Annotated in this window: 36 protein-coding genes and 1 tRNA gene; 24 read left to right on the top strand and 13 right to left on the bottom strand. The window is 64.7% G+C overall.

What is annotated here, in order from left to right; translation table 11 throughout:
* Window positions 1–23 precede the first annotated feature (23 nt).
* From KF796_19315 to KF796_19425, 23 genes are all read left to right on the top strand, one after another.
* Window positions 24–1205, top strand: coding sequence for a hypothetical protein (locus KF796_19315; protein ID MBX3588787.1), 1182 nt, complete (start codon window positions 24–26; stop codon window positions 1203–1205).
* A 33-nt stretch (window positions 1206–1238) separates the two neighbouring features.
* Window positions 1239–2165, top strand: a complete 927-nt coding sequence (locus KF796_19320) for a hypothetical protein (protein ID MBX3588788.1) — start codon at window positions 1239–1241, stop codon at window positions 2163–2165.
* A 107-nt stretch (window positions 2166–2272) separates the two neighbouring features.
* Window positions 2273–2554: a hypothetical protein gene (locus KF796_19325; protein ID MBX3588789.1), complete on the top strand. Its 282-nt coding sequence runs from the start codon at window positions 2273–2275 to the stop codon at window positions 2552–2554.
* Between the two features lie 24 nt (window positions 2555–2578).
* Complete coding sequence (locus tag KF796_19330; protein MBX3588790.1) at window positions 2579–2917, top strand: DUF2190 family protein; 339 nt, start codon at window positions 2579–2581, stop codon at window positions 2915–2917.
* A 17-nt stretch (window positions 2918–2934) separates the two neighbouring features.
* Window positions 2935–3387 (top strand): DUF1320 domain-containing protein, encoded by a 453-nt coding sequence (locus KF796_19335; protein MBX3588791.1) that lies wholly within the window; start codon window positions 2935–2937, stop codon window positions 3385–3387.
* A complete protein-coding gene (locus tag KF796_19340) occupies window positions 3384–3968 on the top strand; it encodes a DUF1834 family protein (protein ID MBX3588792.1) in 585 nt (194 codons plus the stop codon). Before KF796_19335 ends, KF796_19340 begins: the two co-directional genes overlap by 4 nt.
* An 11-nt stretch (window positions 3969–3979) precedes the next feature.
* Window positions 3980–4177, top strand: a complete 198-nt coding sequence (locus KF796_19345) for a DUF2635 domain-containing protein (protein MBX3588793.1) — start codon at window positions 3980–3982, stop codon at window positions 4175–4177.
* Window positions 4178–4251: 74 nt separating this feature from the next.
* Window positions 4252–5673: a phage tail sheath subtilisin-like domain-containing protein gene (locus KF796_19350; GenBank protein ID MBX3588794.1), complete on the top strand. Its 1422-nt coding sequence runs from the start codon at window positions 4252–4254 to the stop codon at window positions 5671–5673.
* Between the two features lie 24 nt (window positions 5674–5697).
* Window positions 5698–6072, top strand: a complete 375-nt coding sequence (locus tag KF796_19355; GenBank protein ID MBX3588795.1) for a phage tail protein — start codon at window positions 5698–5700, stop codon at window positions 6070–6072.
* A 3-nt stretch (window positions 6073–6075) separates the two neighbouring features.
* The gene (locus KF796_19360; GenBank protein ID MBX3588796.1) at window positions 6076–6438 is read left to right on the top strand and encodes a hypothetical protein; all 363 of its coding nucleotides are present in this window, start codon (window positions 6076–6078) and stop codon (window positions 6436–6438) included.
* Window positions 6439–6582: 144 nt separating this feature from the next.
* Complete coding sequence (locus tag KF796_19365) at window positions 6583–8625, top strand: phage tail tape measure protein (GenBank protein ID MBX3588797.1); 2043 nt, start codon at window positions 6583–6585, stop codon at window positions 8623–8625.
* A gap of 31 nt (window positions 8626–8656) precedes the next feature.
* The gene (locus KF796_19370) at window positions 8657–9952 is read left to right on the top strand and encodes a DNA circularization N-terminal domain-containing protein (protein ID MBX3588798.1); all 1296 of its coding nucleotides are present in this window, start codon (window positions 8657–8659) and stop codon (window positions 9950–9952) included.
* Complete coding sequence (locus tag KF796_19375; protein MBX3588799.1) at window positions 9942–11075, top strand: phage tail protein; 1134 nt, start codon at window positions 9942–9944, stop codon at window positions 11073–11075. Before KF796_19370 ends, KF796_19375 begins: the two co-directional genes overlap by 11 nt.
* A complete protein-coding gene (locus tag KF796_19380; protein ID MBX3588800.1) occupies window positions 11072–11605 on the top strand; it encodes a phage baseplate assembly protein V in 534 nt (177 codons plus the stop codon). The genes KF796_19375 and KF796_19380 overlap by 4 nt, the downstream gene beginning before the upstream one ends.
* 35 nt (window positions 11606–11640) lie before the next feature.
* Window positions 11641–11985 (top strand): phage GP46 family protein, encoded by a 345-nt coding sequence (locus KF796_19385; GenBank protein ID MBX3588801.1) that lies wholly within the window; start codon window positions 11641–11643, stop codon window positions 11983–11985.
* On the top strand, window positions 11986–13074 hold the full coding sequence (locus KF796_19390; GenBank protein ID MBX3588802.1) for a baseplate J/gp47 family protein: 1089 nt from the start codon (window positions 11986–11988) through the stop codon (window positions 13072–13074). It abuts the gene before it with no gap.
* Window positions 13071–13664, top strand: coding sequence for a DUF2313 domain-containing protein (locus KF796_19395; protein ID MBX3588803.1), 594 nt, complete (start codon window positions 13071–13073; stop codon window positions 13662–13664). The genes KF796_19390 and KF796_19395 overlap by 4 nt, the downstream gene beginning before the upstream one ends.
* 12 nt (window positions 13665–13676) lie before the next feature.
* Complete coding sequence (locus KF796_19400) at window positions 13677–14936, top strand: hypothetical protein (GenBank protein ID MBX3588804.1); 1260 nt, start codon at window positions 13677–13679, stop codon at window positions 14934–14936.
* A 10-nt stretch (window positions 14937–14946) separates the two neighbouring features.
* Window positions 14947–15327 (top strand): hypothetical protein, encoded by a 381-nt coding sequence (locus KF796_19405; GenBank protein ID MBX3588805.1) that lies wholly within the window; start codon window positions 14947–14949, stop codon window positions 15325–15327.
* 3 nt (window positions 15328–15330) lie between these two features.
* On the top strand, window positions 15331–15573 hold the full coding sequence (locus tag KF796_19410) for a hypothetical protein (GenBank protein MBX3588806.1): 243 nt from the start codon (window positions 15331–15333) through the stop codon (window positions 15571–15573).
* A 316-nt stretch (window positions 15574–15889) separates the two neighbouring features.
* Window positions 15890–17047 carry a hypothetical protein gene (locus KF796_19415; protein ID MBX3588807.1) on the top strand — a complete coding sequence of 386 codons (1158 nt, stop codon included), beginning with the start codon at window positions 15890–15892 and terminating at the stop codon, window positions 17045–17047.
* A gap of 2 nt (window positions 17048–17049) precedes the next feature.
* Window positions 17050–17586, top strand: a complete 537-nt coding sequence (locus tag KF796_19420) for a hypothetical protein (GenBank protein ID MBX3588808.1) — start codon at window positions 17050–17052, stop codon at window positions 17584–17586.
* Between the two features lie 3 nt (window positions 17587–17589).
* A complete protein-coding gene (locus KF796_19425; GenBank protein ID MBX3588809.1) occupies window positions 17590–17904 on the top strand; it encodes a hypothetical protein in 315 nt (104 codons plus the stop codon).
* A 478-nt stretch (window positions 17905–18382) separates the two neighbouring features.
* Here KF796_19425 and KF796_19430 read toward each other — a convergent pair.
* The 3 genes from KF796_19430 to KF796_19440 all read right to left on the bottom strand — a co-directional run bounded on the left by KF796_19430 (window position 18383) and on the right by KF796_19440 (window position 19867).
* Window positions 18383–18459: transfer RNA gene (locus KF796_19430), tRNA-Arg, on the bottom strand.
* Window positions 18460–19040: 581 nt separating this feature from the next.
* Entirely contained in the window at window positions 19041–19439 is a 399-nt protein-coding gene (locus tag KF796_19435; protein MBX3588810.1) for a hypothetical protein, read from the bottom strand.
* Window positions 19436–19867 carry a regulatory protein GemA gene (locus tag KF796_19440; GenBank protein MBX3588811.1) on the bottom strand — a complete coding sequence of 144 codons (432 nt, stop codon included), beginning with the start codon at window positions 19865–19867 and terminating at the stop codon, window positions 19436–19438. Before KF796_19440 ends, KF796_19435 begins: the two co-directional genes overlap by 4 nt.
* A gap of 29 nt (window positions 19868–19896) precedes the next feature.
* Here KF796_19440 and KF796_19445 point away from each other — a divergent pair, with 29 nt between their 5' ends.
* Window positions 19897–20133 carry a hypothetical protein gene (locus KF796_19445; protein ID MBX3588812.1) on the top strand — a complete coding sequence of 79 codons (237 nt, stop codon included), beginning with the start codon at window positions 19897–19899 and terminating at the stop codon, window positions 20131–20133.
* 32 nt (window positions 20134–20165) lie between these two features.
* Here KF796_19445 and KF796_19450 read toward each other — a convergent pair whose 3' ends face one another.
* From KF796_19450 to KF796_19495, 10 genes are read right to left on the bottom strand one after another with little or no spacing between them, the layout of a single operon-like run.
* Window positions 20166–21080, bottom strand: coding sequence for a DNA cytosine methyltransferase (locus tag KF796_19450; GenBank protein MBX3588813.1), 915 nt, complete (start codon window positions 21078–21080; stop codon window positions 20166–20168).
* A gap of 1 nt (window position 21081) precedes the next feature.
* Complete coding sequence (locus tag KF796_19455) at window positions 21082–21468, bottom strand: hypothetical protein (GenBank protein MBX3588814.1); 387 nt, start codon at window positions 21466–21468, stop codon at window positions 21082–21084.
* Window positions 21465–21713, bottom strand: coding sequence for a hypothetical protein (locus KF796_19460; protein ID MBX3588815.1), 249 nt, complete (start codon window positions 21711–21713; stop codon window positions 21465–21467). Before KF796_19460 ends, KF796_19455 begins: the two co-directional genes overlap by 4 nt.
* Window positions 21710–22408: a DUF2786 domain-containing protein gene (locus tag KF796_19465; protein ID MBX3588816.1), complete on the bottom strand. Its 699-nt coding sequence runs from the start codon at window positions 22406–22408 to the stop codon at window positions 21710–21712. The genes KF796_19460 and KF796_19465 overlap by 4 nt, the downstream gene beginning before the upstream one ends.
* Window positions 22405–23097 carry a hypothetical protein gene (locus tag KF796_19470; GenBank protein ID MBX3588817.1) on the bottom strand — a complete coding sequence of 231 codons (693 nt, stop codon included), beginning with the start codon at window positions 23095–23097 and terminating at the stop codon, window positions 22405–22407. The genes KF796_19465 and KF796_19470 overlap by 4 nt, the downstream gene beginning before the upstream one ends.
* Window positions 23084–23425 carry a hypothetical protein gene (locus KF796_19475; protein MBX3588818.1) on the bottom strand — a complete coding sequence of 114 codons (342 nt, stop codon included), beginning with the start codon at window positions 23423–23425 and terminating at the stop codon, window positions 23084–23086. The genes KF796_19470 and KF796_19475 overlap by 14 nt, the downstream gene beginning before the upstream one ends.
* On the bottom strand, window positions 23425–23718 hold the full coding sequence (locus KF796_19480) for a hypothetical protein (GenBank protein MBX3588819.1): 294 nt from the start codon (window positions 23716–23718) through the stop codon (window positions 23425–23427). The genes KF796_19475 and KF796_19480 overlap by 1 nt, the downstream gene beginning before the upstream one ends.
* Window positions 23718–24002 carry a hypothetical protein gene (locus KF796_19485; protein ID MBX3588820.1) on the bottom strand — a complete coding sequence of 95 codons (285 nt, stop codon included), beginning with the start codon at window positions 24000–24002 and terminating at the stop codon, window positions 23718–23720. Before KF796_19485 ends, KF796_19480 begins: the two co-directional genes overlap by 1 nt.
* A 17-nt stretch (window positions 24003–24019) precedes the next feature.
* Window positions 24020–24397, bottom strand: coding sequence for a hypothetical protein (locus tag KF796_19490; protein ID MBX3588821.1), 378 nt, complete (start codon window positions 24395–24397; stop codon window positions 24020–24022).
* A gap of 1 nt (window position 24398) precedes the next feature.
* Window positions 24399–24908: a hypothetical protein gene (locus KF796_19495; GenBank protein MBX3588822.1), complete on the bottom strand. Its 510-nt coding sequence runs from the start codon at window positions 24906–24908 to the stop codon at window positions 24399–24401.
* Window positions 24909–24920: the final 12 nt, after the last annotated feature.

Below are 24920 nucleotides of genomic sequence, written 5' to 3' on the forward strand. Positions count from 1 at the left end.
AACCAACCCGCGAAAGTACGTCAATGCCCTCTTTCCAACTCTTCAAGCAGGACACGCCCGTCACCAGCATGGAAGGCACGGCTGTGCGGCTCACAGGCGCCCAGCTCCAAGGCATTGCCGAGCGCTATGACCCGGATTTGCACGAGGCTCCGATCATCATCGGCCACCCTGAGCACGACGCTCCGGCCTTCGGCTGGGTCAAGGGGTTGAGCTTTGCCGATGGCGCCCTGTTGGCTGACGAACACCAGGTGGACAAGACGTTTGCCCAGATGCGTCAAGAAGGCAAATTCAAGAAGTGGTCTGCGCGGTTCTTCGGGCCGGGCGCCAAGAACAACCCTACACCGGGCGAGCTCTACCTGAAGGACGTTGGGTTTCTGGGTGCGGCGACGCCGGCAGTCAAAGGCTTGCGCGCATACAGCTTCGCCGACGATGACGGGGATGTCCTTGTCGCCGAGCTGAGCTTTTCAGACCTTCCGGCCTACAGCGGCAGCTACATCGCGCGCATGTTCCGCGGCCTGCGCGACTGGCTGATCGAGAAGGATGGCAAAGAAGTAGCCGATAGGGTGCTGCCCGACTGGGATGTTCAGCACCTTGCCGACATCAGCACGCGCGCCGACGCACAGGATGCCGACGGGCTCAGTTTCCGCGACCCCAATCTCAACCCCCCCGCTTCAACAAAGGAGAAGCCCGCCATGAAGACCCCCGAACAGCTGCAAGCCGAGCTGGGTGCAGCCACCAAGGAGCGCGATGAAGCGCTCGCCAAGCTTGCGCAGAAAGCGCAGGTCGAAGCGCAGCGCGAGGCCGACGCGCGCCACAACGACAACGTGAGCTTCGCCGACAAGCTGGTCGCCGACGCGCGCTGGCCGGCGGGGTCCAAGGATGTCCTGGTTGCCACCCTGGACGCGCTCAGCAAGCCCACCGACACGGGCCTGCTCAGCTTTGGCGATGGCGATGCGGCTAAACCGCTTGCCGGTGTGCTGCGCGAGCAACTGGAAGCGCTGCCTGTGCAAGTGACGTTCCAGGAGCTGGCCACGCGGCGCGGTGAAGCACGTGAAGGCGAAGGGCTGGTGAGCTTTGCCGATCAGCCGGGCTACGAGAAGGTGCAGGTCGATGCCGATCGCCTGGATCTGGATCGCCGCATCAAGGCCTATGCCGCAAAGCACAACGTGGACTACGCCACGGCTGCTGCGAAGGTACCGAAGTAATCCCCCCAACCCCAATTTTCAGGAGCAACTCACATGGGACGTCTCTCCAATCTGCGCATCGTTGACCCGGTGCTGACCAACCTGGCGATCGGCTACTCGAACAACGAGTATGTGGCCGAGACCCTCTTTCCGCTGGTGCCGGTCGATGCCGAACGCAGCAAGCTGCCCATCTTCGGCAAGGAGGCCTTCCGGCTGTATAACACCGAGCGTGCCCTGCGCGCGCGCAGCAACACGATCAGCCCGGAAGGCATCACCTCGATGGACCTGGTGACCGACGAGCACGATCTCGAGTACCCGATCGATTACCGTGAAGAAGCCGAGTCGGCCTTCCCGCTGGAATCGCACGCAACGCATGTCGTGATGCAGGGCCTGCAGCTCGGGCGTGAAAAGAAGTGCGCCGACATGGCGCAGAACGCGGCCAACTATGGCGCCAGCAACAAGATCACGCTGTCTGGCACCAGCCAGTTCACGCACGCGAGCTCGGACCCGATCTCGGTGATCGAGACCGGCAAGGAAGCCGTCCGGGCCAAGATTGGCAAGCGGCCGAACACGATGGTCATTGGCGCCGCTGCGCTGCGGCCGCTGAAGTTCCACTCGGTGCTGGTCGACAAGATCAAGTACGTGCAGAAGGGCATGGTGCGGCTGGAGCAGATGCGGGACCTGTTCGAGATCGAAAACATCGTGGTGGGCGAGGCGATCTATTCCACCGATGCCGGCGTGTTCACTGACGTGTGGGGTGACAACATCATCCTGGCCTACGTGCCCAAGAAGAAGAGCGACGTGGAACGCGAGGTGATGGAGCCCAGCTATGGCTACACCCCGCGGCGCAACGGCAAGCTCCTGGTGGACAAGCACGTGGTCTCGGGCGGCAAGATCGAGATGGTCCGTGCCACGGACAACTACCGCCCCTACATCGTGGGCGCCGACGCGGGCTACCTCATCAGCGACACCAACGCGTAAGCAACACCAGGCCAGGGCAACGCGCCCCAGCCCGCCACTGCGGCGGGCTGTTTCCAACAGTGCTGAGTTCAACGCTGTTGAAAACAGATTTCAACCAGGAGCCATACGTGAACCAAGGACGCCAATGGGCCTTCAGGGCCAAGACTCCCATCCTGCATGACGGGGAATACTTCGCAGAGGGCGAAGAGCTGATGCTGACCATGAAGCAAGCGCACGACCTGGGCCCGGACAAGCTCGAGATTCCGCCTCCTCCGGCGCAGCCGCAGCAGCCTCCGGCCCCGGAGCCCCCGGCGCCGCCCCCTCCGGCCCCGGAGCCCCCGGCGCCGCCCCCTCCGGCCCCGGAGCCCCCGGCGCCGCCCCCTCCGGCGCAGACCGCCAAAAAGAAGTAAGCCTCGATTAACCAAGGAAGCACCATGAAAACTGAACAGCCTCTTCTGACGACCACCGTGCTGGCTGCGGCCGCACTGACCAACCGCCGCTTTGTCACTACCGCTGGCGCCGTGCCCGCGGCCGGGGCCAAGGTGCTGGGCGTGGCCAACGCGGACTATGACCAGGGCGAGCAGGCCGGCGTGGGCGTGCTGGGCATTCTGCTGGTGGAAGCTGGCGACGTGGTCGCCGCTGATGCGAACGTGGAAACCGATAACACGGGCCGTGCAATCACACTGGACACGGGGGTGAATGCCGGTCGCGCGCTGGACGCTGCTGGCGCCGCTGGCCAGGTGATCCGCGTGCTGCGCGGGCTGCCCGCGTAAAACACAACGGCACCGACATGCCCTACGCCACGCCCCAGGACCTGATCGACCAACTCGGCGAGCGCGAAGCGCTGGCTTTGAGCGATCGCGCGGCGACGGGCGTGGTGCAGCAGGATGTTCTGACCCGCTTGCTCGGCCAGGCAGAGGATGAGGCCAACGGCCACGTGGGGCGGCGCTACGCTCTGCCGCTGATCACCACTGGTGGCCAGCCGGCACCGGTGCCGGCCAAGCTCAAGCATGCAGTGATTGACATCGCGCGCTACCTGGGCACGGGCACCGAGATCATGGCGACGGAGTCCATCAGGGACCGTTACAAGGACGCGGTTCGCTGGCTGGCGGGCGTTGCGAATGGCAGCATCGCCCTGCCTGGCCTGGCGCTGGCCAGCGCCGGGGGGCCAGCTCCCACAGGCGGAAGCACCGCCGTGCGCACTGGCAGCAAGGTGTTTGCAGACTTGGGGCAGGTGCTGTGAGCGCCGCGCCGCTGATTCAGGTGGAGCTGGCGATCCTGGCGCGGTTGCGCCAGGAGCGGACGTACAAAGTGGCCTGCGAAAGCTATGGAGCCCAGCTGGATGACGAAACCTTTGCGTGGATCCGCACATTGCCGGCCACCTGGGTGACGTTTGGCGGCGTGGAACGCATCAAGCGTACCGGCGCCAGGAGCTTCATCGTGGAAGCGGCTTTCGAGGTGCTGGTAGCCCAGCGCGCCCTGGTTGAAAACGCCGGGCGCTTGAAGGATGACACGCACGGGCGCGATGTGGGCGTGTACCAGCTGCTGGAAGACAACAAGTTGCTTCTGGCCAACCAAACACTGGACCTGGCCATCCAGCCGATGACACCCGGTGAGATACGAGCGGTGATGAAGAGCCAGGTGAACCGCGATGCCGTGCACGTGTACAGCCAGACCTATCGCACCAGCTGGCGCGAAACGATGCCCGAGGCCGGCGCCGTTCCCGACGGGGAGCTGGTGACGATTGGACTGAACTATTTGCTGAAGCCCGGCGACAACACAGCCGACGCGAGCGACTTGATGACCACCCAAGCCAATCCATGAAGGAAAAGACCATGCTTGTCAAAGCTGCCCCCGGTTTGCAAGTTCCGCGCGAGGAGAACCCGCGCACCTACATCGGCTCGGCGGCCGTGGAGATCGTGCCGACCGCCTACTACATCCGCCGCATTGCGGCCGGCGAGTTGCAGGAGGTGGCCGCCGCAGCGCCGGGCCCTACCAGTTCCGCCGCCAGCAAGAAGAGCGACAAGGGCTGACGCCCGGAGCGAAGGCGTTTTACACACCACCCGGCTACTGCACTGCGCTGTGGCTCCAATGAGGAAACCTTGAGATGGCAAGCCCCAATATCAGTTTTGACCAAATCCCGTCGAGCATCCGCAAGCCGGGCGTGTACATGGAGTTCAACGCCAAGCTGGCGGTTCGGACATTGCCCAGCAACGCGCAGCGCCTGCTGATCCTGGCGCCGATGCTGACAACCGGTACCGCGCCCGCTGACTCCCTCACGCTGGTGTTTGACAGCGAGCAAGCGGCAACGCTCCTGGGCCGCGGCTCGATCGGGCACTTGATGGTGCGTGCCGCGATCCGGGCGTACCGCTATGCACGAATCAATGTGATGGCGCTGGCTGACGCCGGCTCCGGCGTGGCCGCCGAGGGCACTCTGACCTTTACGGGTCCCGCTACTGCAGCCGGCACCGTGACCGTGACCGTCGCTGACAGCTCGGTGACCGTACCTGTGGCCAGCGGCGCGACTGCTACGGCGGTGGCGGCCGCTCTGGTTGTCGAGCTGGAGAAGCTGGTCGACCTGCCGGTGGCGGTTGAGGCCGACACTGGTGTGTTGACGATCACCGCCAAAAACAAGGGAACCACCGGCAATTCCGTGGCGATCTCTTGCACGAGTGAAGCGGCCGGCCTGACTGTGGTCAAGGTGGCTATGGCCGGGGGCCTGAACGACCCTGACCTGACGGCGAAGCTGCCGTTGATCTTCACGAACAGCGAGGAGATTCTGGTAACTCCCTGGGCGAATCAAACCGCGTTGACGGCGGTTCGCACCCACGTGACGGACCGCTCCGGGCCGATCGAGCAGCGTGGTGCGATTTGCGTCTACGGCACGACAGGGACGCTGTCGGCCGCAACGACTCTTGCGGGCCAGGTGCAGCACGAACGGTTCACGGGGGCGCTGCTGCCAAGCACGCCGACTTTGCCGAGTGACCTGGCAGCGGCCTACGCTGCCGTGATCAGCAGCGAGGAAGATCCGGCCCGGCCCCTGAACACCCTGGAGCTCGTGGGCGTCGTGCCTCCTCCGATGGCAACGCGCCTGGGCCGCACGGAGCAGGAAACCTGCCTGGCAAACGGCGTGACACCGCTCGAAGTCGGGCCCGGGGAGCGGGTTCAGATCGTGCGCGCCATCACGACGTACACACTGAACGCGGCCGGGATCGCGGACATCGCCTGGTTGGACCTGACCACGATCCGCACGATGGACTATGTGCGGCTGGCTTGCCGCACGCGGATTGCGCTGCGCTTCCCGCGCGACAAATTGTCGGCGCGCACGCCAAAGCGCGTGCGCAGCGAGCTGCTCGATGTGCTCTTCAAGCTCGAGGAGCTGGAGATTGTCGAGGAGGTCGAGGCGAACAAGGACGGGCTGATCGTTGAACGCGACAGCCAAGACCCGAACCGCCTGAACGCCAAGATCCCGGTGGATGTGGTGAATGGCCTGCATGTGTTCGCGGGTCGCCTGGACCTGATGCTGTAACCACAACCCACAAGGAGTAACGCAATGGCTTTGGAAGAATACGTCGGCGCTGTGGTGCTGGAGATCGACGGTCGTGAGATCGAGATCACTTCGCTGGATGTGAAAGACATGACGGGCCGCAAGCCGGTGAAGACGATGAACCGGACCGGTCGGCTGAAGGGCTTTACCCGCGGCATCGGCCAGTTCGACATCAAGGCGACCGCGGTTGTTCCGGTCAACGGGAGTATGCCGGACTGGGCCAACATCGAGGGCGCCAAGATCACTCAGGAACCGCTGGCCGGCGGCCAGCGGGTGAGCTACCTGGATTGCTTCACCGTGGACGTGGGCGAGCAGTACAGCGTGGACAACGAGGCGCGTGTTGACATCAACATGCATGCGCTGCGCAAGGTCCAGGAGTGAGCCATGCTCGTCGAAACTGGCATTTTGCCCATCGGGCTGACGGTGGGCGGGGAGCGGCACCAGGCGTTTGAGCTGCGGCCGCCGACCGTAGAGGACAACATCATCGCCACCCAGGAGGTGGCCGATATGGCCGACGGCGCCGCACGAGGGCTGAAGCTGACGGTGGCCGTGCTGGCGCGCCAGTTTGTGAAGCTGGGCACGCTGCCGCAGGAGGCGATCTCTCTTGAGATGGTGTTGGGGTTGCACCCCAACGATCTGGACGCCTTGTACGACGCGGAGGCTCGGCTCAAAAAAAAGTTGCTCAGCGGAGGGCTGCCCTGGGATGGTGGTTCTCAGTGCGAGCCTGGTGCGCCAAACACGGCGTGAGTGAGCAGAGCGCAATGGCCATGCACCCAGACGATCTCAGTGAGCTGATGGACGTGATGCACGGCAGGCGCTCAGCGAGAGGTGGAACGCAGCGCGTGGTCTCGCGTCGCCTGAAAAAGTCATTGAAAAAGCCCTGAAAGCCTGATGGAACTCGCCCTTGTCCTGCGGTTGCAAGATCGATTGATTGGCCCTCTGCGCCAAGGCATCGACGCGATTGAAAAGGACTTGAAAGATCTGGAGCGCGCTCTTGGCGGTACTGAAGGCGCCAGCAAGCGAACCGGCGAGGGCCTGGAACAACTGGGGGACAAGGCACAGGGCGCCCGGCGGGCGAAGAGCCAGTTGCGCGAGCTGGGCGACGAGGCGGATCGGACCAAACACAAAACACAAGGGCTGGGCCGATCTCTGGCGGACACGTTTGAACGCTACAAGCGGATCGGCCAGGGCGCGACAGGGGTGTTTGCTGCTTTCCAGGCGGGCAAGATGGTGCTGGCTCAACCGCTGCAGCGCGCCCAGGACTACGAGTTGGAGCTGGCGCGGCTGAGCAACACGGCGTACAACGACCGCCCGACCGTAGCGGGCCGCCAGGAGGGACAGCGCGAGCTGGATAAGTCGATCCGCGGGGCAACCAAAGAGGGTGTTACGCGCGAGGATGCACTGACGGGCCTGCGCACCATGATTGCCGCGGGCGTGGAGCGCGAAGCTGCGATGACGATGCTGCCGACGGTGGCGAAGTTTGCCGCAGCTGGCGATTCAAATACCTCCGATGTAGCGAACATCGCGGTGAAGGCCCAGAAGACTTACGGCATCAAGCCGGAACAGTTGCCCAAGGTTCTTGAGATGGCCCTGGTTGCGGGACAGGCCGGATCGTTTGAGTTCAAGGACATGGCCCGCTGGCTGCCGCAGCAGATGGCGATGTCCAAGGGCATGCTTGGCATGTCAGGTCAAAAAGACTTCGCAGTGCTGCTGGCCGCGAATCAGATGGCGGCGAACACGGCAGGCGGCAGCGCGGAGGCCGGCAACAACCTAGTGAACCTGCTGGGCAAGATCAACAGCTTCGATACGTCAAACGACGCGAGAAAACTGCAGATGGACGCAAGCGGTCGAGGCATTGACCTCGCGGGCACGCTCGCGGCCGCGCGTGAGAAAGGAGTCAATCCGATCGATGCGTTCATGAACCTGATTGGTAAAACCGCTCAGCAAGACAAAGCCTACACAGCGCTGCAGGGAAAACTGAAGGAGGCCAAGGGCGACGAAGAGAAGGCGCGGACGCTGCAGGCAATGACCGACATCATGATGGGCAAGTCTATTGGCAAGCTCGTGCAAGACCGTCAGGCACTGATGGGGCTGCTGGGCATCTTGAACGACCGCAGCGGCTTTGATGCGATGGCGAAACGGTTCGCCACCGCGAGTGGAGAGAGCGATGTGGCGCAGGCCACGCTGCTGGCGACCAGTGCGATGAAAGACCAGGAGTCCAGCAACACGCTGCAGAACGCTCAGTACGACGCGCTTAAGGGCGTGAACCAGGTGCTGGCGGACAGCAAGGCGGGCTTGGCCGGCCTGGCGAAGGAGTACCCCGCCGCGGCTGCAGCAATTACCGGTGTGACGCTGGCCGCTTGGGCGGCGGCCGCGGCGCTGGCGGCGCTGTCAATTTCCAGCTGGCTGACGAAAATGGCGGGCGGTGCGGCCAGCGCGGGCGCGGGCGCTGCTGGTGCAGCTGGGGCGGCTGGCGCTGCAGGCGCCGGCATGTCCGCTGCCGGCATGCTTGGTGCCGCCGTAGGCGTTGGTGTGGCTGGGGCCGCCGGCTATGGCGCAGGGACCCTCATTCACAAGGGCATTGAGGGTACGGCTGCAGACAACCTGATCGGCCGCGGCGTGGCCCAGGTGTTGGCGTTTTTCGGCAGCAAGGATGCCCAGCAGTCCCTCATCAGCGAGGACGCGCTGGCGAAGCAAAATGAAGTGGATCCACTGGGACTTGGGGTGAAGTCGCGTCAGTCGATCACTCCGGCCGAATTGGGCGCCAAGGCGCAGGGTGGGCTATCAAGCGGCGCATCAGTGGGCATTGACCTGAAGGCGCTCATGGCCGAAGCGAAGCGCCCGCAGGAGGTGCTGGTGCGGATTGATGCTCCAGAGTTTCTGACCATCGAGCAGATCAGCAACCGGGTGTCGCGCGACGCCCGGCGGCAGTAGGAGTGACACAGCGATGGCCTGGCTTGACCGCATGCTGGACGCGAAATTCCGCGGGCTCACTTTTGAGATGCTTGCCGTGGGCGATGAAGGTGGCCACGCGCTGGCGGTGCATGAGTACCCGTATCTGGATGGCGCGCACCTGGCGGACATGGGGACTCGGGCGGCGGAAATCCGGGTGAAGGCTGTGTTCCGCGGCGACGACTATGAGACGGCTCTGGAGAACTTTGTGCTGGCGCTACGCCAGCGCGGCTCCGGCGCTTTGGTGCACCCGGTGTTTGGCGCGCTGACGGTGAAGGTGCGGACCTGGTCGGTGGACCATTCGGCGGAGATCGTGGACGGCGCGCTGGTGTCGATTGCGTTCACCGAGGATGGGGTGCTGGAGCCGGTGTTCAGCCGCACGGCGGTGGACAAGGCGGACGTGGTGACAACGCAGGCCGACACGGCGCGCGAGATCTGCAGCCGCGGGCTGCAAAAGCACCTGACGGCCGTGAGCGAGGTGAGCGCGCTGCCGCGTTTGAACGGCCTGAAAACGGCGCTGGAAGGCGCCATGAAGCGCCTGAAGGCGGCGCTGGACTTCTCACCACTGCGGGCCATCTTGAGTGATCTGGACCCGTTGATTTACCCGAAGGCGTGGGCGCATGACTTTCTGGCGGTGATTGACCGGGCGTTTCAGGGCTTGCCTTTTGGTGGGGTGAATGACCGCTATGACGCGGTGGCCGGTGCGGTGGTGGTGAACGCGGTGGGGGCGTTGGCGACGCAGTTGCAGCAGCCGCGCCTGACGGACTTTTATGCGTTTGCCGAAGGCCTGGCGCCGGCGGCACAGGATTTGCCGGATGCCCACGATACCGAGCCCCTGGCGGCGGCGGAGGTGGCGGGCCTGGCTGCGCAGGACCGCGCGGTGGTGCAGGCCTTTGTGCGCACGGCATGCGCCTGCTACGTGGCCGAAGCCGCGGCGATGGTACTGGTGGCCGAGGTGGACGACAAGGTGTTGCTGGCCCCGGAGATGGAGCGCGTGGCCGGTGCGGCGCGCGAGCTGCTGCAAGCGGCGATGACACAGGTGCGGGTGAGCTACGAAGCGGACGAGGCCGGGCCGCTGGTGGATGCGATGAAGCGTCAGGCCGTGGCGGTGCAAGATCTGGCGCTGGACGCGATCCGGCTGCGGCCGCCGCTGGTGACGCGGCCGGCGCCGGTTGGGGGGCACTGGCGCTTGGTGGCCCACGCCCTGTACGGCGATGCGACGCGCGCGCCGGAGCTGGCTCGGCTGAATGGCTGGGGGCGCCAGGTGCTGGTGCGCGCTCGGCAGGAGGTGCGCACTTATGCCCAGTAGCAGCACCACGGCTTCGGAGCTGAAGTTGACGATTGGCGGTCTGACGCAAGCCTTCTGGCAATCCTACGAGGTTGAGAGCGACCTGCTGAAGCCGGCGGATGCCTGGCGCGTGAGCCTTGGGCTGACGGACGATGCATTGCCGGCGGGCGTGCAGCCTGGCGCTGCGGTGACGCTGCACGTGGACGGCGAACTGGTGCTGAGCGGGATCTGCGACGAGATGGTGGACGGCGCGGCGAAGGACCGGCGGGACCTGGAGCTGTGCGGCCGGGACGGCGCGGGCGTGCTGCTGGACTGCAGTGCCCCGGTGTTCACGGCGACGCAGCAGACGCTGGCCCAGGTGGTGGCCAAAGTGGTGCGGCCACTGGGTGTGACGAAGGTGCGCATTGATGCGCAGGAGCAGTTCCTGCGCGAGCGCGTGAGCACCGAGCCGGGCGACTCGGCCTGGAGCGCGCTGCAGCGCGCGGCCGAGGCGAATGGGCTGTGGCCCTGGTTTGAGCCGGACGGCACCCTGGTGGTGGGCGGGCCGGACTATGCGAGTGAGCCGGTTGCGGAGCTTGTGATGCGGCGCAGCGGGCGTGGCAACAACATGACGATTCTGCGGCGCAAGCGCGATATCTCGGAGAGTTTCAGCACCGTGACTGTGCTGGGCCAGGCGCACAGCGGCACCACAAGCGGCGTGGGCAAACACAACGTGCGGGCCACGGTGGAAGACACGGGCGTGCCGGTTTACCGGCCGAAGATTTTGTGTGATCACGAGGCGCAGACCGAGGCTATTGCCCGGGCACGCGGGCGCAAGCTGATCAGCGACAGCCGGCTGAAGGGTTTTGAGCTGCAGGCCGAAGTGGTGGGTCACCGGGTGGGCCCGGCGCCGGCGCCGCTGTGGCGCCCGGGGCAGCGTGTTCGCGTGATCAGTGAGCCGCACGACATCGACGGGGTGTTCTTTTTGATGGGTCGGTCTTTCATTCTTGACCGCAAGAAGGGGCAGATCACGCGGCTGCGCCTGAAGGAAGACGGTGTGTGGACGCTGGACGCGCACCCGCACAAGCGCAAGCACCGGCGCGGCAAGAACAGCTTGCCGGGCAAGGTGGTGGATGCGTCGGTTCGGCCGGGAGGTGGAACGTGATCGCTGATGCGGTGAAGCGTGCTGTGGGTGACGCGATGCGCGGGATGCGCCAGGCTTTCCGGGCGCTGGTCAAGGTCGACCAGTTGGAACGCGGCATCCAGCTGGCGAGCGGCGAGGGACTGGATGGCGAGGCGTTGAAAGGGCTTGAGCTGTTTCAGCAATTTGGCTTGACCTCGGTTCTGCCGGCCGGGACGCAGGTGATTGTGGTGCCGCTGGGGGGGCGTACGAGCCACGCGGTGATTGTGGCCAGCGAGCAGCCGACCTATCGCCTGGCGCTGGACGCAGCGGGCGAGATGGCGATCTACAACCAGTGGGGCGACTACGTCTGGCTGAAACAGGACGGGCAGATGAAGGTGAAAGCGGCGACACGCGTGGAGATTGACGCGCCGCTGGTGCATCTGACGGGCAACTTGACGGTAGCCGGCCGCGTGGACGTGGTGGGCGATGTGGTGGGTGAAGGCGTGAGCCTGCCGCACCACGTGCACAGCGGCATTGCGCCGGGCCCGGGCGACACAGGGGGGCCGCATTGAGCGACGCTTTTGTGGACCCCTATACCCGGGACTACGTGCTGCCGGCGTTTGAAGGCGCGGAGCTGGTGCGTGATTTGCGCCCGGGCCTGCTGAATGCCGCCTATATCCGCATTGCGACGCCACTGGGCAGCTGGTGGGCGGACCGGAGCATTGGCTCGCGGCTGCACGAGCTGCAGCGGGAGAAGGATTTGCCGCGAGTGGGCATCTTGGCCAAGCAGTACGCGGAGCAGGCGTTGCAGCCGATGGTGGTTGACGGCAGGGTAAGCCGGATGACGGTGACGACGGTGCAGCCTCGGGATGGCCGACTGCTGCTGAGCGTCGAGCTTGTAGACGCCGCGGGTGAAGAGCATGGCTTTGACTACATCGTGAAGGTGGCTTAAATGGGCTTTGTTGTACCCACGTTTGACCAGGTGCGGGAGACCTATCTGGCCGCGGTGCGCGGCCTGCAGCCGGATGCGCCGATTGGCTCCGACAGCGACAACTTTGTGCGCGCGTCGGCGGTGGCGGGCGTGGTGGAGCAGCTCTATGCCCACCAAGCGTGGGTGGCGCGGCAGAGCATTCCGGACCTGGCGGACGTGGATGTGATGGAACGCATGGCCTACCAGCGCGGCCTGGTGCGCAAGGCGGCTGTGTCCGCCAGCGGGACGATCCGGTTTGCCGGAGTGCCGGGCGCGACGGTGCCACTGGGCACAGCCGTGGATTGCCCTGCTGCGGCTACGGCAGCTGGTGTGAGTCAGCAGTACCTGACGACGGCAGAGGCGTTGGTCGGCGGCGGTGGGACGGTGGATGTGCCTGCGGCGGCGGTTGCGCCGGGCGAGGCGGCGAACCTGGGCGCTGCAGTGCTGAGCAGCATGCCCAACCCGCCGATCTCGATCACGAGCGCGACGATTATGGTGATGGGCGGCGGCTTGGCAACGGAGAGCGATGGCTCCCTGCTGGACCGCCTGCTGTTTGAGCTCCGCAATCCGCCAGCCGGCGGCAATGCGGCGGACTACCAGCGCTGGGCCCGGGCTGTGCCTGGCGTGGTGCGGGCGTTTGTTTACCCACTGCGCCGCGGCGTGGGCACGGTGGACGTGGCGCCGCTGCCGGCGACGGGCCTGCCGGGCGACGAGCTGATTGACGATGTGCAGGCGTACATCGACGCGCGTCGGCCGCTTGGCATGGCGACGGGCGGGTTTGTGGCGGTAGCGCCGACCGCCGTGACGGTGGCTGTGACGGCCACCGTGACGCTGGCTGGCGGGTATTTTTTGGCGGATGTTGCAGAGGCGGCCGAGAGCGCGCTGGCGGCCTACATCGGCACGATGGCGCCGGGTGACACGGTGGTGCGCGCGAAGGTGATTGCGTTGATCAGCGACACGCCAGGCGTGGCCGATGTGAGCGTGATCGCGCCGGCGGCCAATGTGGCGACCGTGGTCGACGCGGACACGCTGGAGATCGCACAGTTGGGCGCGGTGGGGATCACCTTATGAGCGAGCTGACTCTGCGCGACGCCCTGGTGGCGAGCCTGCCACCCGTTTCGTATGACCCGGGGGCGCCGCAGATCCTGCGCGAGGCAGGCCTGGCCGCGGCGGCATTGGCAGATGCTGAGCAGTTTGTGGGCTCTATTTTTATTGAGCAAGACCCGGCGAAAGCGGATGTGACGCTTGGCGATTGGGAGCGTGTTCTCGGCCTCCCGGACTGCTGCAGCCCAGCGTCGCAAACGGTCCAAGAGAGAGTGGCGGCCGTGGTGGAACGGTGGACGCTCAAGGGCGGGCTGAGCCTGACGTATTTCGTTGAGCTGGCGGCTCGGATGGGCGTGACGATCACGATTGATGAGCTGGGGAACTATACGTGGCGGATGAATGGTCCGCTGTTGGACCTTGAGGTGTTCCGCGCCGGCGCGGCACGCGCTGGCGACCGCCTGAGAACATGGGGCAGCGGCGAGCTGGAGTGCCGGATGGATCGGCTGAAGCCCGCCCATACGCGTGCTGTCTTCGGCTACAGCAGCGACCTGGCGCCGAGCAGCCCGCTGCATGCGCCGATTGCGGCCGGCCCTGTGGCCATGCTGCCGATCTGTTGAGGACTATTTGATATGGCTTTAATCGTTGCTGATTGCGTGATGGAAACCACGACCACGGTGGGCGTGGGGCCGCTGGCATTGGCCGGGCCGCTGGTGGGCTTTCGCCCGTTCTTTCAGGTGTGCGCTGTGGGCGATACGGTGCTGTATGGCATTGCAGCGATCAACGGCAACGGCCAGCGCACGGGCGAATTTGAGACCGGCCTGGGCACCTACAGCGCGGACAACCAGCTGACGCGCACCACGGTGATCAGCAGCAGCAACGGCAATGCGGCCGTGAATTTTGGCGTGGGCACGAAAGCGGTTTACATCACTGTGCCGGGACCGCGCCAGGTGCTGCAGGACGCTGCCGGTAAGGTGCAGGTGTCGGGCCAGCTCGTGGTGCGCAACAGCACGGGCGAGGTGCTGGCCGAGGACTCGCGGGCCGTGGCCGTGGGGATCGGCGGGCGCGTGCTCATGCGCGCGCGGGATGACGGCGGCAGTTACCACGACTTCGGCCGCATCGCCGCGAGCCTGACTGACGGCACGCCTGGTGCGCATGCCGGGGACGTGGTGATCAGTGCGGCGGCTTACGGCGCCCTGGTCGAGCGACTGCGTTTGTATGCTGGTGGTGGTGCGGCTTTGGTCGGGGCCTTTGCGGCTAGCGGCCAGATCAGCGCGCCCTCGGGCTACATCCGGGGGGTTGCCGGAACGTACACACTGCGAGTAGGCGACGTCGCGAGCGTGTCAGATGTGATGCGCTTCGCTGTTCTTGCAGGCGCCGGGGCTGGCGTGCTGATTGATGCAGCAGACGCGGCCGAGTCCGGACCTGCCCCCATCAGCCTAGCGGGATCGACCGCCACTCTGGTCGGTGGTGGTGTGGCCGCGACGATGTCGGCCACCGGGCTCTCGATTGCAGCGCCTGTGCGGCCGGTGGGGGTGTTGTCGTCGGATCTGATCCGCGCCGATCTGGCCGGTGCTGGCACAGCTTTTGTGATCAGCGGAGGCGGCGCGAATTTGCAGATTTCAACCGGCATCGGAAGCGGTATCCGCTTCTGGAACTCAGGCAGCGCCGCCATGAATTTCCGCGACAGCTCAAACAGCACGACGGTGTTGGGCATTACGGACTCAGGCGCGACGATGACCAACGCCACGCTGACCGGCACGCTGAATCTGGGCGACTTCACGACCGGCACCGAACCCGCCTGGGCACCTGGGCTTGTGTACTTCAACACGACGCTGGGAAAGATGAAGGTCGGCGGCGCCGCTGGCTGGGAAACCGTCACTTCAACCTAAAAGGGCCAACATGCCAAAACTTATCGAGCGGCGCGTGCCGTATGAATTCCTGGTGAGATGGAACCCAGCCACCGGCCTGCTGCAGGGCGCGCACGTCAAAACCTGGGGCTGGGTGGAAAAGGACGGTGTGCCGATGCCCGGCACGGCGGCGGCCAGCCCGGCCGCGCCAGTGACTGATGGCCCGGTGGAGGGCGGTGTGCCGCTGGGCGAGGTGCTGACAGACCTGCATGTGGCGGCGCTGGCCACCATTGCGGCGCGCGATGCGCAGATCGTGCAGCTGCAGGCGGATCACGAGGCGGCGCTGGCGGCCAAGGATGCGCAGATCGCGGCGCTGCAGCAGGCGGCGGCGCCGGCATCGGTGGTGCAGCCTGACGAAGTCAACGTGGGGTGATCCATGCATCGCATTGATTCACCCGACGCAACGCCTGGCGGCCTCTACCAGGCCGGCAACCCGGCGCTGGGCCAGGCGGCCACGCAGGTGACCGCCGAGGCGCTGAACGCGCTGCAGGAAGAGATCGTGGCGGTGATCCTGAGCGAGGGGCTCACGCTGGCCAAGTTGAACAACACACAGCTTCTTGAGGCGATCAACATTAAGTTTGGTCGCACCGAGGAGCTTTATTGGTGGGGGCAGATTTAAATGGCTTCAGGAAAATTCGGCTCTGCGGACCTCGCGGCAGCCACAGAAACTCTTTTGTTCACGGTCGATCCTGACAAGCTGCGGACGTGCAATATCCGCATGACCAATCGCGGCAATCAAACGACAAAGTGTCGAATTGCCATCGGCTCTTGGCCGCCTCGACCAGAGGACTGGTTTGACTACAACGCGCCCGTGCCGCCAGGGGGTTCCCTTGATGAGACTGCGGTTGTTGTTGGGCCAGGCGAATCGGTGACTGTCTATTCCGAGCTGGCGGGTGTGTCTGCCCGCGCTCACGGGATGGAGCGAGGGGTCTGACATGGGGCGCAGCATCACACAAAGCACGATCAGCGGCTTGATGCCGTTTGGTCAGGGCGTGGTCATCGCCTACCTTGCCGGCGCCACGTTCTCAGTGCCCACCGGCATCAGCAAAATCCGCGTCACGGTGATCGGCGGTGGCTCTGGCGGCCTGTGCAGCTGCCACGCGAGCAGCGGCAAGGCCTGGCCTAACTTTGGCGGCAGCGGGGGCGGCTTCGCGCTGAAGACGGTTGACGTGTCGGCGGGCGATGCGTTCCTGGTCACGCCAGGCGCTGGCGGCTTGGGCCGCATCCAGTACAACGGCACGGTGGTGCCGCAGGCGGCCACTGCCGGTGGCACTACGTCATTTGGCTCTGTGATCAGCGCCACGGGTGGCGGTGTTGCCACCGTTGGCACGGGCGCAGGTTCGCCTGGTGTGGTGGGCGCGCCTGGCCAGGGCTTTGGTGGCGACGTGAATTTTTCAGGGGGCCGAGGCGGCACGATTGATGTGTCGGCGACGCCGGCCACCTCGGCGCACGCGATGGGCGGCGGCGCTGCAGGCCATCACTACGGCGACGGCGGCCGGGGCGGCGACATCATCAGCATGGGCGCTACCGATGTGCTGGGGATGGCCACGGGCGGCGGCGGTGTGGGCGGGTATCACGGCGGCGACATTGCCGGCGACGCTGGCTTCCCGGGCCAGTACCTCGCCAGCGGTGGCGGCGGCACTGGCGGCTCGGCAATCACGCCAGCTTCTGGCGGCTACACGTCGGTTGCGGGCGGTGTGCGCAATCGCGCTTTCCAGGTGTTCGCGGGCGAGGATGCCGGCGCTGTGCCCTATGTGCCCATGTGGCACCTGCTGCTGCCGTTGATTGGTGTTGGCCAGGGCGTGGTTTTCGTGACCGACGTGTGGAACGCGACCGGCAGCCCCTCGCGCGGTGCCGGCACGGCTGGCCGCCTAGGCATGTCTACCAACGGCGCGGGCGTGACGGCCGCGACGGCGCTGGTGTGCGGCGGTGGGGGCGCAGCGGTGCACCTGAGCACGACGGACGGCATTGGCGCCACTGGCGGCGATGGTGGATTTGGCGGTGGCGGCGGCGCGGCCAGCGCGGCCAGCGGCCTCAACATTTACATGCGCGGCGGCAACGGCGGCCAGGGCATTGTGATCGTGGAGTATTGATCATGCGGTGGAACATCCTGGACGGCGAAGGCAACGTGATCAACAGCATCGAGGGCGATGCTGATTTTGTGGCGGCGCATTACCCAGGCGCCGTGCCTGCCCAGGGCATGGCACCAGCGCCCGAGCCTGCGCCCCCTGCGCCGCCCCCTGCGCCCGCGCCTGAGCCCGACCATCGGCCCAGGCTGGTGGTCACTGAGATCACATCGAGCAATCCCGGCGCAACCACGGTGCAGCCCGACCTGGCCGTGGTGCGTTGCCCTGTGGGCACCACGCTGACGATCAACGCCCAGCTGCGCGCCGCGAACGATTCGGTGATCCCGATCACCAGCACGTTCCTGATGCCGGTGCGCTCGCGCGATGGCCGGGAGCGCGTGCTGCCGGCGCCGATGGTGGCCGGCCTGGCCACCGTGGTGGCGCCGTTCGCCGAGTCTGGCGTGTGGCGGGTGACCGAGCAGGAAATCAACAGCGATCTGCCGGCACTGATGCAGATGCAGTTCGCGGGCATTCAGATTTTTGTGTTCCTACTGGCTGAGGGGTGATGTATGACCGGACTTCGCAAAACGATCATGGTGCTGCTGCTCTTGCCCGCGATGGTGTGGGGGCTGCTGGTCTGCCTGGTGGCGGCGGTGCTGCCGCCGCTGCGCAAGCAGGCAGCGCGCTGCGCGATCAGCGTGGACCAGCTGGCCAACGCCGCCCTTGACGGCGATGAGGACGAGACGATCAGCTCACGCGCGGCCAAGGCCCAGCTGGATGGCAAGCGCTGGGGCTGCGTCCTGTGCGGCTGGCTGGACAAGATCGACCCGGGGCACTGCGCCCGCTGGATCGAATGGGACCGGGGGGGATGGCGGTCCAAGTGACGCAACACCTCGTAGCCTGAGCGCCCTGGAGAGCCATCAACCGAAGGTGTTTATGGCTAGTTCAAGGAACGTTCAAACGCTCTTTAAAAATTCAGTACGGGAAGGCCAGCCGATAGCCCCGCGGATAGGGGCGGGCGGCGCAGCCCTTCGCTCTGGAGGCGCCAGAACCGCTCCGGACCCTTTGCCGCACCCAACCCCTTGCACAGCCCCTTTTCGGGCCGTGTAGCGCGATCTGAAGGGTCGATTTTGAGTATCGCCTCTTCGACGGCGCCGCTCGGTGCGGGATCCACCGGTCTTCCGGGACATCCTCAGTCGGCCCGGACGCATCGCCTATAGTTCAATTCCATGCGTCCACAAGTTCGATTTCACGCGGCCGCTTACACCTGCGCCTGTGCGCTGTCGGCCGTGGCGGGAGGATGGGCCTTGGCCATCGCCAAAAGAAAAGAGGGCTAGCCTTTCGGCTAACCCTCTTCAATGTTGGTGCGGCTGGCAGGAATCGAACCCACGACCCCTTGGTTCGTAGCCAAGTACTCTATCCAGCTGAGCTACAGCCGCTAAGCCTGCAATTATAGCACGTTCGCCGCAGGCCTTTGTGGGGGACTGCTCGTTTTGACACCCGACCAGAGTTAAAGAAAAAACGGCCATCGCCTTATTTGGCGCGGGTCTTCGGGGGAATGAGGGGCGGAAAGCCGGCTCAGGGGCTTTGGCACCAAATGGGCCACCGAGGCCCCAAAACGGGCCGTGGCGGGCGTCGTGCGCCTATCTGCGGGCGGATCATGGGTCGGATCGGTTGGTGCGCGCCGTGGGCCGCTTTCATTGGGGAATCAGGGCCACGCCACGCAAATAGGCACTCAGCGCCCTTACCGAGGGCCCGTGCTGGGCCCGCCCCTAACTCGGACGTTCGGAACTCGGACGGGTTTTCATGTCCGACTTCACTTTTCCTTTGTGCCACGCGGGCTTGCAGCGATTCCAGGCGCAACGCTGAAAACGTCCGAGTTACCGAACTCGGACGCGGTTTGCGTTCGAGGTGCGCAGTTAAAGTCGGACGCCCGGTTGCTGGCCGTCCGACTTTAACTATTTGGCCCGCGCAAGAAAAAGCCCAGCGAGTGCTGGGCAGGCACGGGGCGACGATCGGCTCACTCAAATAGCGCAGACTGGGCGTCATTGGAGGTGTCGGCACCGACGATGCGGGTTACCTGGCGCTCGGTCAGGTTGTGTTCGGCGGCGAGAACACGCAGGGATTTCGGCCCGTATTCCGACCGCATCTTGGCATTGCGCACGGCCAGCAGCGCCTGCTGGGCCTTGGGTAGCTCGAAGTGCGTCTCGCGGCCAAATTCGCTTGATAGCTTGACTAGGTTGTCGAAGCCGATCAGTTGGGCAAAGTGATGGTCGGCCGTAGGGTTCAGTGGGATGTAAATCCGCAGGCCACCGAAGCGCTCCACGAGCAGCATGGTGGCCTGAAGACCGATCAGGCGCACGAAGTCCTGCAGCAGCTTTGGCAGCAGGTCCGTCGACAGGTCGGCCCAGTTTTTCACTTCCTGCCACCCACCCGAGAAAGCCAGCCCTTGAGCGCCTCGATCACCAGGCTGGCGTGGCTGGTGCCGAGGAAGCGGATGTCATCGGGGCCGCCTTGGGCTTTGATGAAGCGATTCAGCGCGGCGGGGCTCTTGTCTTCCAGGGCTCCGGCTGCGCCCAAGTCCTTCCACAGGCGCTGGATCAGCCACTGCTGCTTGGTCAGGCGCGGTCCTTGGGGCTTGGGTTGCCAGCCGCACTGGCGAAGGTGGTCCAGGAAGCGGCGGCGGCCAGTGCTGTCCAGATCGCCAGCTGACGATCGGCCAGTCTTGGCCTGAAGGATCGCGCGGTAGTCGGCCTCGGACCAGCCAAGGGCGGCCACGGCAATGTGGATCTGAGCCAGCTCGTTGCGCCGCTGCGATGGGTCAACGGCCCTGCGTGCTACTGCCATACTTGAGGCTCCAGACCACGGGGGTGACGATGACAATGACCAGCAATGACAAGGCCAGGTTGAACGATCTCAGCGACAAAGCGAACGCCGCGTACAAAGCCGCGCGCGCCGCCAGATTGGAAGTCACGAAGGCGTACGCGCAATGCGCAGCCGGCCAGGGCACAGGTCCGTCGATCGAGCTGATCGAGACGGCCGAACGCCTCGAAGCCGAAGCGGACAAGCTTTGGAGCCAACAGCAAGCTGCCTGGTCGCTGTTCACATTCTGATGCGCTAGCGATCACGAACCGGCTGTCGCTATTCACAGCGCGCTCCTTAGGGCTTCGATGTAGTCCTGAGCCTGCCGAGGCGCTACGGCGTTACCGAGCCCGAGCATGGCCAGTTTGTGATCTTTCGGAAGGACGTAGTCCCTCCGAAAACCCATCGCGTCGCGCGCCTCGGTGCTCAGCATCATTCGCATGCGTTGCCCGTCAATCACTGCCCATCGGTCGACCGTGGTGATCGTGCCGACCGGCCGGGCCAAATCGCGACCTGTCGCGCCGGACCCCCGCCCGTAATACGGCGCGAGGAAGCGTTCACCGAAGCGACGACGCCCGTTCTCAAGCCTGCGCAGGGTAGCTACAGCGCGCTTCGGCGTAACGATTGGTGACCAGCTGCCCGTAGCAAAGTCAATGAATGAAGACGCCGGCACATGCGGCCTCTGCGGGAGCTGAAGCTGCACTGGGTGCTTGGATCTCGTGAGCGCTATGAACAGGCGCTTTCGGTTTTGAGGTACCCCGTGATCGGCGGCATCGCTGATATAGGGACTGATGGCATAGCCAAGGGAATGGACTGCGAAGCACCATGCCCTGTAGAGCGGCCATTTTGCGAAAGCGGGGACGTTCTCAATGAGGGCCGCAGGGACCCGCTGATATTCCAGAAAGTCCACAATTGCCCAGGCGGTTCCCCGAGCAGCGTCATGGTGCGGCCGGTCTCTTCCACGAGCGGGTGTGTACCCCGTGCAAGCAGGGCTGGCGCACAACAGATCCACTCGCGGAACGATGCCCCAGTCAGCTTGGCAAAGATCTTGGCAGGCATGTTCAACCGTTGGATGGTTGATCTCATGGTTGTCGACGGCCGGGCGAAAGTGATTGGCGGCCCACTTCACGCGGCAACCGGCCTGCTCGGCCGCCTCGGTGAACCCGCCAATACCGGCGAAGAAATCGGCGACATCCATATCAGCCTCGAACCTCGGGCGACGCAGGGTCTTTTTGCCGCACCAACGTCGCGTTGTCGGGGTGAGCAACCAGCAGCCCGCGCGACGTGAGGTAAGAGACGGCTTCGGAAACCCTTTGGAAAATCTCCTCGTCCTCACCATTCAAATCGAGCCTCAGGTTAGTCGGGTGAACCTCGTACCAGTTCACGCCGTTGAACTCCTGCCATCGGCATTCGGACTGGATGAGTTCCCACGACGCCTCGTCGGCGATGCTGATGGCGCCGCCTGACTTGGCGATCTGCGCGAGCAAGGAGGCGGCCTCGTTCACATACCGGGCCATGCCCCGTGCATCGTCTTTGGAGAGACTCCCGGCCATTGCAAGCACGCGCTGAATGTGGTCGTTGGTCATGAGTTGATGCTCGTAGCGAGGCGAGCGGCCGCACGTTGCAGCCGCAAGTTGAACCAGCGCCTCAGGCAGTACCCTCTGGCAATGCTGATTCCGGTGTAGATGACGCTGATGGCGACGTTCTCGCCCAAGCTGGGGTGAAACCCGAACCGGGGGAATATCAGTTGGTTGGCGAGCACGCTGATGACCAGGCCTATGGCGGTGTTCATTGCGGCTTCGATCAGGGAGCCAAGGCGGGACTGATTCATGCCAGAAGTTCCCTCTCTGGAATGCCACTCACGCCCCTATTGAGCTGGGCGCTTTCGCCGGCTTTGATACCAGCCAGCACGTGGCCGCTGTCCTTGACCTTGCCGGCGTTGTTCTTCGTTTTGGAGGTCTTGAGGTCGGGGTGCTTCGCGGTCTTGTAGGCCAGCAGCAGCGCCTTGTCCTGGTCACCACATGCAAAGCGCTCCACCAGCTCGCGCACGCCGTAGACCCAGCCATTTGCAAACGCATCGCCGCGCGCGGTCTTGGTGATGGGCTTACAGTTCTTCGGCTGCTTCTGAATGTGAGCGAGCCGCGACCGGGAGCACTGGCGGCCCAGCACCTGGTACGCATAGGCGGCCACGTCGGCCGCTGCATCAACTCCAATGAACACGTACTCACGTTTGCGCACGTAGTTGCCGGCGTCGTTGTAAGCGCCGGAGATAGAGGCAAAGTGAGTGCAGCCGAATGCGTCCGAGACGATGGCGGCCAACATCACGTCCCAAACGTTGGGGGCCATGCTGGCGGCCCGAACACTCACCTCTCGCACGTCGATCATGGAAAGTTCGTGATCATCGACACGAAATTCCTGCATCAGCTTTTGGGCCTGGCGCATGGCCGCAGCCGCCTCATGCGGCTCGGCGCTGCGAGAGAGCGCCAGGCACTTCTTGATCTTCTTGATGGCGTCGTCGCGGTTCATGCGCCCTCCCGCTCGCCGGCACCAGGCGAATCACTGCAGTCTTGCGGATCACGCTGGGCGTAGTCCAGGTCTTGATACCCGCTCACGCTGAAGCCGATCAGCTGGGCGAATTGGCGGCGGTCTTCGTCGCTGAATGGAAGCCTGGCGAGGTCATCCATGTTGATTCCACCGTGGTCGAGAAGATGCGCCACGATGGCGTTTGACTTGAAACGCCGAACACCCCTAACAAGCACGGTTGGCTGCGTCGGATGGGCTTTTGCGGCGACGACGCATGCAGCGGCCAGCTCGTGGGCCGCAATGGCGTCCTCGGCCCACATGCGGGCTTGTTGACGTGGCAGCACCACGGTGTCATTGGGGCTGTTCGTGCCAGTCACGTCGTCGAGCCACTGCCGCAACAGATCGGGGCGGGTCTTGAGCCTGGGTGTCTGTATGAAGGCTTCCGTGTCGCGGTAGTAGATATGCCAGAAGGTGACCCCATGCTGAACCGTGGCCGGTCTGAAGGGCTCGACGCGCACGAACTCGACGCCGAAGACCTTCCGGCCCAAGGCCTCGGCGGCTTGCTGTTCGCCGGCCGTGCAAGATGCGCGTTGCTTGCGCAGCGCGCTGGTCTCGTAGGTTCCGAGCTTGGCCCGGACGGTGATCTCCACGAAGTGCTCCACCGTTTGGAATGCGTGTTCAGGGCTTTTCATCGTTGATCTCTCCTGTTGTGGCTTGCAACCTGGCGTCCGGTTGGTCTGCTGTGCCCAGCTGCCTCCGCCTCACCCAATTGGCCAGGTTGCGATAGGCGTTGCGGGTGAGACGCCCTTCCTGCATGGCGACGTACTCAACGGCGTCGGCCCAGGCTTCCAGGAACTCGACACTGGATAGACGCTCGGCCGAGGTCACGTAGACCTTGCAGGCTGCGTAGATGCGGCGCTGGACTGACACCGGCACCATTGCCCAGTGCTTGGGGCACATGCGTTTGCTGGCCGGCGTGGGGACGCCGCAGTGGTTGGCATCGCATGAGCGCTTCAGCATCAAGACCCCCTATGGGTGAGCTTCAGCGGCTCGGTGCCAATGGCGTGGATAACAGGGTGTCGGTCTGTCGGTTCGACTTTTCTGCGCACCTGGTTTGCGCGGACCATCGTCAGCTCAAGCGCGACCGGCTCGTCGATCTCGTACGTTTCAACGTGTGCCCCGGTGTCGTATTTCTCGGTGCACACCAAGGCGCCCTGCAGAAGAGCCATGACTTTCAAGCCCTTGTCTGCTGGCAGCAGCATGGAATAGAAGCCGATCCGGATACGGCAAAGGTCAGGCGTTTTGGTGGCCATCAGACAGCCTCCAGCTCGCGCACGATGACCTCGGGCTCGCTCTTCGGATCAAACGGGCGAAGGTAGTGGTCGGGGATGCCATCGCAAATGGCCCAGTCACCAGGCTGCAGAAGTACTCCGTGCGGATCCCTGCTCCGCTGGGTGATCTGGACCCGCTGACCTGGCGTCACTTCCCACGTTGGCATTGCCATGCCTGGCAGAAGGCGGATGGTGCGAACGATGCGGCCGTTGAGCTGCTCGATCCCGCGCAGGTTCTGATGCTTGGGCACCACGATCCATGCCATTTGGTCGGGCCGGCAGTTCATACGCGCTCCCCGGGCGCTTCCGCGCGAACGTCCTGCGTTCCAGCGAGGGCCAACGCTGCCAGCGCCTCGACATCGAAGTGCGGCCCGAAGACGCGCGCGCCCTTGTACGTGAACTGCTCCCGAGCCTCATGCTCGACGCTGGTCAGGACGCACTTCAATGCAGTCTGCACCAGCTCGCTTCGCGTCATGTGACGCGACAGCAGCCACTTGCGCGTTAGCTGGCGCTCAATGACACCAGGCCGGTCGTTGTCGAATGCGTCGAACGACGCCTGCAGGTATGTCGGTTCGCCATCAGCGAAGGCGTTGTGAATGAAGAAGCTGAAGCCGGGGAACTTCACCTCGGCCAGCACTCTCTTGGCTTCAACGATGTCCATGTCAGCGCCCCGAATAGACGTCTTCGGCCAGGCCGACCACCGGCAGAGCCCGCGTCTCAAAGCGGGCGATCTCCACGGGCTTGATGTCGGCATCGGCACCGTGGCCGCACCCGGTCTCGTCCTTCTTGATGGCCTCGTACCAGTTGGACAGGGCGGCGGCGCTGCTGATGGTGTGGTGCAGGGCCTTGGGCTTGTCCCCGGTGATGACCGCGCGCAAGCATTTGCCGGCCAGGTAGCCAACAAGCCAGAACCAGTTTTCGGCGCTCTTGCCCCGATCGTGGGCCTCGCCCCAGCGGTCGCGCTGGTGAGCGGCTTCAAGGCGAGTCGCCTTCAGGAACTCGTCGGTGTGCGGGTTGTTGATCAGCGCGTGCAGCACATGGCCGGCTGCGACGTCCTCGATCAGTTGCTTCAGCATGGGCCGCGTGACTGTCAAAGTCTGGCTGCTGCCGTATGCGACGGCCTCGAGCATTTCCTTGAGCTGCTCGGGCGAGGTTTTGAGGTTAATGGTCATGATCGCCTTTCA

Origin of the sequence: Ramlibacter sp. (assembly GCA_019635435.1) — a bacterium.
Taxonomy (GTDB): Bacteria; Pseudomonadota; Gammaproteobacteria; order Burkholderiales; family Burkholderiaceae_C; genus JAHBZM01.